Genomic DNA, 10,531 nt, shown 5'->3' with positions numbered 1-10,531 from the left:
CTCCACGGGCACTGCCAGAACGTCCCGCCCGCGGAGTACGAAGCAGCGTTCTACGCTGCCCAACGGACCGACCCCGCCGGGGTGGGAATCCAATAGAACGAGCCTCCATCAGACCCAGGGCGGTTCAGGTTGTGCGCGCACGTTCGCCCGGTGAGGTACGTGACGGCGAGGGCGGTGTTCTTGTCCAGAATCAGCGGCCGCAGCTTGGTGGTGACCCGGCAATAGCCGGCGAAGTAGAGGTACTTGGTGCCGAACGAGGTTCTGATGCCGGAGACGTGGTGGTCGCCGTGGATCAGGTCCTCGTACCCCGCTTCGGCTCCCCTTGCGACCAGTGTGTCCGTGACCGCGGCGAGCTTCGTGCCGATCTGGACCCGCTCGTCCTCGGTCAGGCCAGCGAACGTGAGCAGCCTGCGGCCGACCTCGCGCCCGGGCCGGCTGCCCCAGGCCGCGGCAGCGACATAGGTCTGAAAGGCCCCGACCGGCGTGTGCGCGGCCTCGGCGACCGAAAGGACGTCCCGACGGCGGAGCCAGATCTTCGGTTCGGCCTCGCCGCGCATCACGGCGGGGAGCCAGTCCGACGGGATGGCGGCCTGCCAGGGGGCGAGCGTGACCCGGGTGCGGTGCTCCAGAACGGCTTTGTCGCGTTCTGGGGGCGTTCCGCGGAACGGGCAGGCCGGATAGCCCGGCAGCGGCTCGAACATCTGGTTCTCCTTTGCGGACCCAGGTCTCGGAAGGTCTCGGCCGCCGATCCGGCGTCCTTGAGCCGAGAGCGGAGACGTACTGCGGCGTCACGGCTGCGCCGAAGGCCGCCCTGCCGGCGGGAGTGTCGCCCTCTGGATCCCGTGTCGCTTCCTGGACGACGCGACACTGCCGCTGGATTTCACAGGCAGGCGGCAGGCGGGGTCCCCCCACTGGGCGGGCGCGCCGCGGTCAGGACGTACTGCCACGCCTGTTCCTCCGAGATGGCGTCGAGGCTGACGGTCTCCGTGTGCCCCTCGGTCTCGTGCGGTCCCAGGTGCGGCGGCAGCCGCAGGTCCTTCCGCCATACGCGCAGCACGGCCTGCTCGATGCGGTACGCCTCCCGGCCGGTGGGCACCTGCAGCCGCGCGTAGTGCGCCCACCCGAACCGCCGGGACAGCGAGTCGACGCGCGACGGGCTGCCCGGCGTCGGCCGGGCCTTCGCGATGCCGACCTTTACCGCCAGGTGGGCTGCCTGAGTGAGCACGTAGACGATCGCCGGCCCGTCCCAGTCCAGCCCGTATCTGCCACACGGCCGGCAGCCCCCCGTCCCGGCGCGCACGTTGTCGTAGGTCGGTGAGACCTCGGACTGACAGGTGTCACACCGGCAGGCCCAGGGCTCTCCCGAGGTCGGGTAGGGAACCAGAGGGACCAGCCCTGCCGCGCGCATGATGGCGACGGCCACCGCCTCGTCGACGCGGCGCTTGCTGCCGCGCACCTCGCGTGCGCAGACGTCGCACCCGCCGCCACGTGACTTCACGTTGGCCGGGTAGGGCGCGCACAGCTCCCCGCACACCAGGTGCACCGACGGCCACGGCTGGTGGTTGCCCGAGTACTCCCCGAGCGGCTCGAACCCGTGGGAGCGGTAGATCGCGGCCATCTCCTCGTGGGAGGCCAGGAAGAGCGCGCGCCGGTGCCGCTTGTCGCACTCCCTGCAGGCGTTCTTCTTGCGGGCGTCCGTCATCCCGGCGTAGGTGGGGGTGACCTCGGTGCCGCAGCGGAGGCACCGGCACCGCCACGGTTTGTGCGGACCTGGGTAGTCCTCCAGCGGGACGAGGTCCCACGTGGCGACGACCTCGAGCATCTCGGTGGGCGAGCGGGGACTGCGTCGCATGAACCACCTCCGGGGTCCTCGGGGGATCGGACGGTAGCGGGGCGCACCGACAGGCTCAGTCCTCCGGTGGGCCCTCGCCGACCAGGCCGTCCACCGAGTCGCCGATCAGGTGGGCGTGCCTGACGTGAAAGGACTCGCGGCACGCGGTGATACCCCGGAGGACGTAGCGATCGTCCTGAAGATCAAGGCTGTCCGGGGTTCGTGCCAAGATCACTTTCGTCCCGACACGCGTAGCTGGCTGCTCGGGAAACGGACCGGACAGGGGTGTGCAGATGCCTATGCAGAACGCTCTGACCTGCGGAAACCGACGACGGCGAACAGCGAGAGCGGTGGTTCGGCCGGTCCCCCCGCTACTACGCGGATCTGCGATACCGCAGTTCCGGACCGGCCCCTACCGCTCAGCGCAAGGGGCGGCCGGTCTCGTCTCATCCGCGGCCTGCCGGCGCCGGTGCTCCGGTGGGACGTCCCCCTCGAACCCTTGAGGTCGTGCCTTATCCGTGCCTTAAGCACCGGCCAAAGCCGGTGTTCAGGGGCGAACAGGAGTCAGCACCGTTAAGGCACGGCAGGAGCGGCGCTGCCCGGTTGAGCTGCGCGAACGGGCATCCGGCCTGGTCAGGACGTGGAGCGGGTGACCGGGATCGAACCGGCATGGCCAGCTTGGAAGGCTGGGGCTCTACCATTGAGCTACACCCGCGTGGCGGCGCGAGGGGGCGGGCTCCCTCGACATCGGAGTCGCCCGGGGACCGAGATCCACCGGGCTGCCGAGCCGCGACGAGCGTAGCGCGCCGCCGCCCGAGGGCGTGGCGCCGGCCCGATCGGCGGGGCCAACCACCACACGAAGCCCCCCAGGGCCACGTCGGCGACGCTCTGCCTCTGCTCCCGATGGTGATCAGAGGCAGAGCGTCCGGTGACCTCGGGTCAGCCGGCCGGCTCGGCGGCCGCCGGCTGGGGGAGCAGCCGGTGCAGCACGTCGGCCATGGTGACCACCCCGAGCACCGAACCGCCCTCGCTGACGACGGCCAGGTGGTTCCGCGTCTCGCGCATCGCCGCCAGCGCCGCCCACACCGTGGTGCCGGCGTCCAGGCTGAAGACCGGGCGCGCGAACTCGACCGCCGCCACGTCGGCAGCCGAGCCCAAGGTGTCGCGGACGTGCACCACACCGGTCAGTGCAGCCCGGGTCCCGAGCAGGATGCGCAGGTGCCCGCTCCGCCGGGTGGCCTCCCGCACCGCCTCCACCGTCGCGTCACCCGGCACGGCGACGAGCGGCGCGTCCGCGGTGACGAGGTCCCGGACGGTCATGCGCTCCAGCTCCAGGGCGCCGGAGATCTGCGCGGAGAAGCCGGCGTCCAGCGCCCCGACGTTGGCCGAGTGCTCGACCAGGTGGCGCAGCGTGTCGGGGCTGTGACCGACGGCGAGTTCGTCGGCCGGCTCCACCCCGACCGCGCGGACGAGCCGGTTGGCGGCGGTGTTCAGCACGCGCAGCAGCGGCCGGAACACCGCCATGAAGACCCGCATCGGCGCCGCCAGCAGGGTCGCCGAGCGCTCCGGGTGGGCGATCGCCCACGACTTGGGGGCCATCTCGCCGACCACGAGGTGGATGAACGTGATCACCAGCAGCGCCAGCACGAACCCGGCGACGTCGGCGGCGACCAGCGGCAGCCCCCACGACTCGAACAGCGGGGTGAGCCAGTGGTGCACCGCCGGCTTGCTGACCGCACCCAGCGCCAGGGTGGCCGCGGTGATGCCCAGCTGCGAGCCGGCCAGCAGCAGGGTCAGCTCCGAGGAGTTGCGCAGCGCCGCGCGGGCCGAGCGGCTGCCGGGCGCCGCCTCCTCCAGCCGGTGCCGCTTGGCCGCTAGCGCGGCGAACTCCACCGCGACGAAGAAGGCCGACAGCGCCACGATGACCACGGTCGCGGCCAGGACCACCCACGGGTTCTCGCTCATCGGGTTCCCTCCTGGTCGGTCGTGCGGTCCTGTCCGTTGGTCGCACCCGCCCGGTCGGGCAGCTCCAGGCGGACGCGCGCGGGCACGTGCCGCTCGACGTCGAGCACTTGAACGTGCAGGTGCCGCGGGGCGGGTTCGTCGGCGTGCACCAGGTCGGCCGGGTCCGGCGGCAGCTCGATGGTCAGCCGGTCGCCGGGCCCGGGCAGGGCGCCGGCCGCGGCGATGACCAGCCCGGCGATCGTCTCGTGGTGCCCGCGCGGCAGGTCCACGCCGAGGGCCCGCTCGACCTCGTCGACGTGCACGTCCCCGGCCATCTCCCACACGCCGTCGCCCACGACCGGCACGTACTCCGGGCGCTCCTCGTCGTGCTCGTCGGTGATCTCGCCGACCAGCTCCTCGGCGAGGTCCTCCAGGGTGAGGATGCCGGCGAAGCCGCCGTACTCGTCGATGGCGCAGGCCATCTTCTCGCCGGCCTCCGCGAGCTGGCGCAGCGCCTCGGGCAGCGGCGTGAACGTGGAGACGACGGGGCACTCCCGCGCGATCGTCGTCACCCCGGCGGTGTCCGGCTCAGGGGTGGCCAGCAGGTCGGCCAGGTGCACCGCGCCGACGACGTCGCCGGTCCCGGCCTCGAGCACCGGGTAGCGCGAGTGGCCGTGGGTCATGAGGGCGCGCAGGTGGCCGAGGGTGTCGGTGTCCTGCACGGTGTCCACCCGCGGGCGCGGGATCATCGCGTGCTCGACGTCGCGGTCGGGGAAGTCGAGGATGCGGTCGACCAGCATCGAGAGCTCCGCCGGCAGATTCCCGCTGTCGCGGGACTCCTCGACGATGTGCTCCAGGTCCCGGGCGGTGGCGGCGTGCTCCACGTCGTGGACGGGCTCGATCCGCAGCGCCCGCAGCAGCAGGTTCGACGCCTGGTCGAACACCCGGATCAACCAGCCGAAGACGGTCAGGTAGACGGCGGTGGAGGCGCCGAGCCGGAGGGCGACCGGCTCCGGGCGGGCGATGGCGAGGTTCTTCGGGAACAGCTCCCCGAACAGCATCTGCACGACCGTGGAGAACAGCAGCGCGAGCACCGCGCCGATGCCGACGCCGACCGCCGTCGGCACCCCGACGCCGCCGAGCAGCGCACCCAGCGAGTCGCCGATCAGCGGCTCGGCGACGTAGCCGACGAGCAGCCCGGTGACGGTGATGCCCAGTTGGGCGCCCGAGAGCATGAACGACGTCCGCCGGGTGACGCTCAGGGCGCGTCTCGCCGCGGCGTCACCGGCCTCCGCCCGCGCGGCGAGGGTCGCCCGGTCGACCGCCATGTAGGCGAACTCCTGGGCCACGAAGTACCCGGTGACGACCGTGATCGCCAGCACGACGAGCACTCCGAGCAGCAGCGAGAGCACTTCGGTCACCGGCCGCGCACCCCCTTCCCGAGGCGGGAGGTCGCGGCCTGGGGACTGTGATAGGGGCTCATGGCTCTCTTCGGAGGAGGGATCGGGGCACGGCTGCCCTGCGACCCAACGAGGCAGGCGCAGTCGGGGTTCCGGTTGCGGTGCGCAACCCGGATGGCCTGTTGCGACTACTTTGCAATAACCTCGGCGGCGGCATGGCGCGCACCCGGTGCGGCACGCCGTCGGAGCGGGAGGGCGTCGCGTGCGCGCACGACGAGGAGCGATCCGGAACGCGGTGGTCATCGGCGCGTCGGCGGTGCTGGTCGCCGGCTGCGGCGGTGCCGTCGCCGGGCCGGGGGCGGTGGCCGGCCCGACCGCGCCGACCGAGCTGCGGTTGGCGATCGGCGGCGAGCCGGACGACGGCTACGATCCCACGCTCGGCTGGGGGCGCTACGGCTCGCCGCTGTTCCAGTCGACGCTGCTCACCCGTGACGCGGACCTCGACGTCGTCCCCGACCTGGCCACCGCCTGGTCGGTCAGCGACGACGGCCTGGTGTGGACCGTCGACCTCCGCACCGACGCCCGCTTCACCGACGGCGAGCCGGTCACCGCCGACGACGTCGCCTACACCTTCACCACCGCCAGCGAGAGCGGCGGCCTGACCGACGTCACCGCGCTGGCCGAGGCGGTCGCCGTCGACGAGGACACCGTCGAGCTCTTGCTGGAGCGGCCGCAGAGCACCTTCGTCAACCGGCTGGCCTCCCTCGGCATCGTGCCCGAGCACGCGCACGGCCCGGACTACGCGCGCAACCCGGTGGGCTCGGGGCCGTACACCTTCGTGCAGTGGGACGAGGGGCAGCAGCTCATCGTCGAGCGCAACGACGACTACTACGGCGAGCAGCCGGCCTTCGAGCGGCTCGTCTTCCAGTTCACCGGCGAGGACACCTCGCTGGCCGCCGCGACGGCCGGGCAGGTCGACATGGCCGCCGTCCCCTCGCAGCTGGCCACGACCCAGGTGCCGGGCATGCGGCTGGTCGCCGTCCCGTCGGTCGACAACCGCGGGATCATGTTCCCCTACCTGCCCGACGAGGGGCGGACCACCGACGACGGGCAGCCGATCGGCAACGACGTCACCTCGGACCGCGCCGTGCGCCAGGCGGTCAACGTCGCGGTGGACCGCGCCGCCCTCGTCGACGGCATCCTGGAGGGCTACGGCACGCCGGCGACCGGGCCGGTCGACGGGCTGCCCTGGGACGAGCCCGCGGCGGCGATTCCCGACGCCGACACCGCCGAGGCCGAGCGGCTGCTGGAGGACGCCGGCTGGGTCGACGCGGACGGCGACGGCGTGCGCGAGCGCGACGGCGTCCCGGCCGCGTTCACCCTGCTCTACCCGGCCGACGACTCGTTGCGGCAGGCGCTCGCCCTCGCCGTCACCGACATGCTCGCCCCCGTGGGCATCGAGGTGACCCCGGACGGCGCGAGCTGGGACGTCCTCGACGAGCGGCTGCACGCCGACGCCGTGCTCTTCGGCTGGGGCAGCCTCGACCCGACCGAGATGTACAACCTCTACTCGTCCAGGCAGGCCGGCGTCGAGTACTGGAATCCCGGCTACTACGCGGACCCCGAGGTCGACGAGCACCTCGAGGCGGCGATGACCGCGACCGACCAGGAGGCGGCGATCCCGCACTGGCAGGCCGCCCAGTTCGACGGCGAGGGCACCGGCTTCGGGCCGTCGGGTGACGCCGCCTGGGCCTGGCTGGTCAACCTGGAGCACACCTACTTCGTCGACGAGTGCCTCGACCTCGGCGCCCCGCGGATCGAGCCGCACGGGCACGGCTGGCCGATCACCGCGGGGATCGCGGACTGGCAGTGGAGCTGCTGAGCCGGGTCGCGACGGCCGCGCGCTGGGTGGCCGGCCGGCTGGTCCGGCTGGCCCTGCTGCTCGCCGCGGTCGCCACCGCCTCCTTCGCGCTGCTGGTCAGCTCGCCGGTCGACCCGGTGGACGCCTACGTCGGCGGGGACATCGCCGCCGTCGGGCCCGAGCAGCGGGCGCTCATCGCCGAGCGCTGGGGGCTCGACGAGCCACCGGTCGAACGGTTCCTCGCCTGGGCGGGGCAGCTCGCGCAGGGTGACCTGGGCCGGTCGCTGACGTTCGACCAGCCGGTCGCCGAGGTCATCGGCGAGCGATTCCTCGCCAGCCTTGCGCTCATGGCCACCGCGTGGCTGCTCTCCGGGCTGTTCGGGTTCGCGCTCGGGGTGCTCGCCGGCGCCCGGCAGGGACGCGTCACCGACCGGGCGATCTGCTGGTGGGCCTACACGCTGGCCTCGGCGCCGACGTTCTGGGTCGGGCTGCTGCTGCTCTACGTCTTCTCGGTGCAGCTGGGCTGGGCGCCGGTGTGCTGCGCGGTCCCGGTCGGCATCCTGGCCGAGGACGTCACCCTGCTCGACCGACTGCACCACCTGGTGCTGCCGGCGCTGACCCTGTCGATCGTGGGCGTCGCCCCGGTCGTGCTGCACACCCGGCACGCCGTGGTCGAGGCGCTGGCCAGCGACTACGTCGCCTTCGCCCGCGCGCAGGGGGAGTCGGCGACCGGGGTCGTGCTCCACCGGGTGCTGCGCAACGCCGCCGCCCCGGCCGTGCTGCTGCAGTTCAGCTCGCTCGGGGAGCTCTTCGGCGGCGCGGTCCTGGCCGAGCAGGTCTTCTCCTACCCGGGCCTCGGCGCCGCGACCACCGCCGCCGCCCTCGGTCAGGACGTCCCGCTGCTGCTGGGGATCGTCCTGTTCACCACCGTGTTCGTCTTCGTCGGCAACCAGGTCGGCGACCTCGTGCACGCCCGGCTCGACCCCCGGGTGTCGGCCGACCTGGCCGCGGCCCGCCGGGCGCGGCGCGGTCTGCGCGGCCCGCTCGGCGCACCCCCGCCGGCACCCGACGCGCCGCCCGCGCGCGAGCCGGTCGCGCCGTCCCCGGCGGGGCAGGGGGTGCGATGAGCACCGCCGCCGCCCATCCCGCCGTCCGTACCCGGTCCCTGGGGGACCGGCGCCGCCGGACCCTCGCCTGGGTCGGGGTCTCGCTGCTGGTCGTGCTCGGCGTCTTCGTCGCCGGCGGGGTCGCGGGCGACGCCGCCTCGACCACGGCGCTCGCCGATCGCAACCTCGGCCCGTCGGCCGGCCACCCGTTCGGCACCGATCCGCTGGGCCGCGACCTGCTGGCCCGGGTGCTGGCGGGGCTGCGGCTCAGCCTCGTGGTCGGGACGACGGCGGCGCTGGTCTCCGCCGTCATCGCGCTGGTGCTCGCCTCCGCCGCGGCGGTGTTCGGCGGCGTCGTCGACCGGGTCGTGAGCTGGCTGGTCGACCTCTTCCTCGCGCTGCCGCACCTGGTGCTGCTCATCCTGCTGGCGTTCGTCTTCGGCGGGGGCACGCAGGCCGCGGTGCTCGCCGTCGCCCTCACGCACTGGCCGACGCTCACCCGGGTGCTGCGCGGCCGGGCGCGGGAGATCGTCACCTCCGACCACGTCACCGTCTCCCGGCAGCTCGGGCACGGTCGCGGCTGGATCGCCCGCCACCACCTCGCCGGGCACCTGACCGGCCACTTCCTCGTCGGCGCCGTCCTGCTGTTCCCGCACGCGATCCTGCACGAGGCGGCGCTCTCCTTCCTCGGCCTGGGCGTGGACCCGGGCGAGCCCTCGATCGGGGTGCTGCTGGCCGAGTCGATGCGCTACCTCAGCGCCGGCGCCTGGTGGCTCGCGGTGCTGCCCGGGCTGTGCCTCCTGGTCGTGGTGAAGCTGGTCGACACCATCGGCGAGAACACCCGGGCGCTGCTGGACCCGCGGAGCGCCCACCTGTGAGCGCGCTGCTGGAGGTGCGCGGCCTCGAGGTGGACTTCGTCCAGTACGAGCGCGGGCTGCGCCGCCGCACGGTGAGGGCGCTGGCCGGCATGGACCTGACCGCGGCGGCGGGGGAGGTGGTCGCCCTCGTCGGCGCCAGCGGGGCCGGCAAGTCGCTGCTCGCCCACGCCGTCCTCGGGTTGCTGCCGCCCAACGCGGTCGAGCGCGGGACCGTGGCCTACGACGGCGTGGACCTCGACCCGGAGAGCCGGCGCCGGCTGGCCGGACGGGGCATCGCGCTGCTGCCGCAGTCGGTGGGTTTCCTCGACCCGCTGAGCCGGGTGGGCCGGCAGGTGCGGCGCTCGGCGCGGCTGGCCGGGCACCCCGATCCGCGGCGGGCCGCCGAGGAGGCGCTGGCCCGCCGGGGGCTGGGGCCCGAGGTGCTGCGGCTCCACCCCCACGAGCTCTCCGGCGGCATGGCGCGGCGGGTGCTGGTCGCGATGGCGACGATGAGCCGGCCGCGGGTCCTCGTCGCCGACGAGCCAACCACCGGCCTGCCGGCCGCCACCGTCGCGACCACGCTCGCCGAGTTCCGCGTGATGGCCGACGAGGGGTGCGCGGTCGTGCTGATCACCCACGAGCTGGTGGCGGCGCTGGCGGTCGCCGACCGGGTGGTCATCTGCCGCGACGGCCGCACCGTCGACGTCGCCGATCCGCGCGCCTTCACCGGCGACGGGTCGTCCCTGCGGCACCCGTACACGCGGTCCCTCTGGCAGGCGCTGCCCGCCAACGGGTTCCGGGTGCCGACGACGGCGGAGGCCTGATGCTGCACGCCGACGACGTCTGGTTCCGCTACGGCGCCGCGCACCCCTGGGTCCTCGCCGGGGTCGACCTGCGCGTCGAGGCAGGGGAGGTGGTCGGGCTGTGCGGCCCGAGCGGCGGGGGCAAGAGCACGCTCGGCCGGGTGCTGGCCGGGTTCGCCGGACCCGTCCGGGGCCGGGTGACCGTCGACGGCGCCGTCCCGCGGGCCCGGCGTGCTCCGCACCCGGTCCAGCTGGTGCTCCAGCACCCCGAGCGGGCGATGGACCCGCGCTGGACGGTGCGGCGGGTGCTCGCGGCCACCGGCGCCTCGCACGACGACGTCGCCGCGCTGGACCGGCGGCTGGTCGACCCCGCCTGGCTGGACCGCCACCCGCACGAGATCAGCGGCGGGGAGCTGCAGCGGGTCAACCTGGCGCGGGCGCTGCTGGCCCGGCCGCGCTACCTCGTCGCCGACGAGATCACCGCGAGCGTCGACGCCGTCACCCAGGCCGCCATCTGGGACCTGCTGCTGCAGCACTGCCACGCGGCCGGCATCGGCCTGCTGGCGATCTCGCACGACCGGCCGCTGCTCGACGCGGTGGCGTCCCGCGTCGTCGACTGGGAGCCGGTGGACGCCTGACCTCCGCGGGCGCACTCGTGCTCCCACGCGCGCGGAGAACCGGTCGTCACCGTGCGCTGAGCGCCGTCGTCGGAGCCCGTTGCTACGGTCC

Annotated in this window: 9 protein-coding genes and 1 tRNA gene; 5 read left to right on the top strand and 5 right to left on the bottom strand. The window is 73.9% G+C overall.

From position 1 onward, the window contains the following. Positions 1-50 precede the first annotated feature (50 nt). The 5 genes from QOZ88_RS13970 to QOZ88_RS13950 form a co-directional block, all read right to left on the bottom strand. Positions 51-701, bottom strand: coding sequence for an 8-oxoguanine DNA glycosylase OGG fold protein (locus QOZ88_RS13970; protein WP_306000353.1), 651 nt, complete (start codon positions 699-701; stop codon positions 51-53). A 179-nt stretch (positions 702-880) separates the two neighbouring features. Beyond that, positions 881-1,852 carry a hypothetical protein gene (locus QOZ88_RS13965; protein WP_306000352.1) on the bottom strand — a complete coding sequence of 324 codons (972 nt, stop codon included), beginning with the start codon at positions 1,850-1,852 and terminating at the stop codon, positions 881-883. Between the two features lie 620 nt (positions 1,853-2,472). Beyond that, a tRNA-Gly gene (locus QOZ88_RS13960) sits at positions 2,473-2,546 on the bottom strand. A gap of 224 nt (positions 2,547-2,770) precedes the next feature. Then, on the bottom strand, positions 2,771-3,796 hold the full coding sequence (locus QOZ88_RS13955) for a hemolysin family protein (protein ID WP_306000351.1): 1,026 nt from the start codon (positions 3,794-3,796) through the stop codon (positions 2,771-2,773). Next, positions 3,793-5,196, bottom strand: a complete 1,404-nt coding sequence (locus QOZ88_RS13950; protein ID WP_306000350.1) for a hemolysin family protein — start codon at positions 5,194-5,196, stop codon at positions 3,793-3,795. The genes QOZ88_RS13955 and QOZ88_RS13950 overlap by 4 nt, the downstream gene beginning before the upstream one ends. 241 nt (positions 5,197-5,437) lie before the next feature. On the opposite strand from QOZ88_RS13950, the gene QOZ88_RS13945 reads away from it, so the two are divergent. The 5 genes from QOZ88_RS13945 to QOZ88_RS13925 are packed head-to-tail and all read left to right on the top strand — an operon-like array spanning position 5,438 to position 10,440. Then, positions 5,438-7,057 (top strand): ABC transporter substrate-binding protein, encoded by a 1,620-nt coding sequence (locus QOZ88_RS13945; RefSeq protein ID WP_306000349.1) that lies wholly within the window; start codon positions 5,438-5,440, stop codon positions 7,055-7,057. Next, positions 7,045-8,163 carry an ABC transporter permease gene (locus QOZ88_RS13940; protein WP_306000348.1) on the top strand — a complete coding sequence of 373 codons (1,119 nt, stop codon included), beginning with the start codon at positions 7,045-7,047 and terminating at the stop codon, positions 8,161-8,163. The genes QOZ88_RS13945 and QOZ88_RS13940 overlap by 13 nt, the downstream gene beginning before the upstream one ends. Beyond that, positions 8,160-9,020 (top strand): ABC transporter permease, encoded by an 861-nt coding sequence (locus QOZ88_RS13935; protein WP_306000347.1) that lies wholly within the window; start codon positions 8,160-8,162, stop codon positions 9,018-9,020. The genes QOZ88_RS13940 and QOZ88_RS13935 overlap by 4 nt, the downstream gene beginning before the upstream one ends. Further along, positions 9,017-9,823, top strand: a complete 807-nt coding sequence (locus QOZ88_RS13930; RefSeq protein ID WP_306000346.1) for an ATP-binding cassette domain-containing protein — start codon at positions 9,017-9,019, stop codon at positions 9,821-9,823. Before QOZ88_RS13935 ends, QOZ88_RS13930 begins: the two co-directional genes overlap by 4 nt. Then, on the top strand, positions 9,823-10,440 hold the full coding sequence (locus QOZ88_RS13925) for an ABC transporter ATP-binding protein (protein WP_306000345.1): 618 nt from the start codon (positions 9,823-9,825) through the stop codon (positions 10,438-10,440). The genes QOZ88_RS13930 and QOZ88_RS13925 overlap by 1 nt, the downstream gene beginning before the upstream one ends. The last annotated feature ends 91 nt before the right edge of the window (positions 10,441-10,531 follow it).

This window comes from Blastococcus carthaginiensis (assembly GCF_030731085.1).
Classification (GTDB): domain Bacteria; phylum Actinomycetota; class Actinomycetes; order Mycobacteriales; family Geodermatophilaceae; genus Blastococcus; species Blastococcus carthaginiensis.
Note: the sequence above shows the minus strand (reverse complement) of the source record. Positions and strands in the feature narration are given on the sequence as shown.

What these genes read in the sequence shown, in the direction of transcription:
- QOZ88_RS13970 (WP_306000353.1), bottom strand. Translation starts at nt 701, where the DNA reads ATGTTCGAGCCGCTGCCGGGCTATCCGGCCTGCCCGTTCCGCGGAACG.
- QOZ88_RS13965 (WP_306000352.1), bottom strand. Translation starts at nt 1,852, where the DNA reads ATGCGACGCAGTCCCCGCTCGCCCACCGAGATGCTCGAGGTCGTCGCC.
- QOZ88_RS13955 (WP_306000351.1), bottom strand. Translation starts at nt 3,796, where the DNA reads ATGAGCGAGAACCCGTGGGTGGTCCTGGCCGCGACCGTGGTCATCGTG.
- QOZ88_RS13935 (WP_306000347.1), top strand. Translation starts at nt 8,160, where the DNA reads ATGAGCACCGCCGCCGCCCATCCCGCCGTCCGTACCCGGTCCCTGGGG.
- QOZ88_RS13925 (WP_306000345.1), top strand. Translation starts at nt 9,823, where the DNA reads ATGCTGCACGCCGACGACGTCTGGTTCCGCTACGGCGCCGCGCACCCC.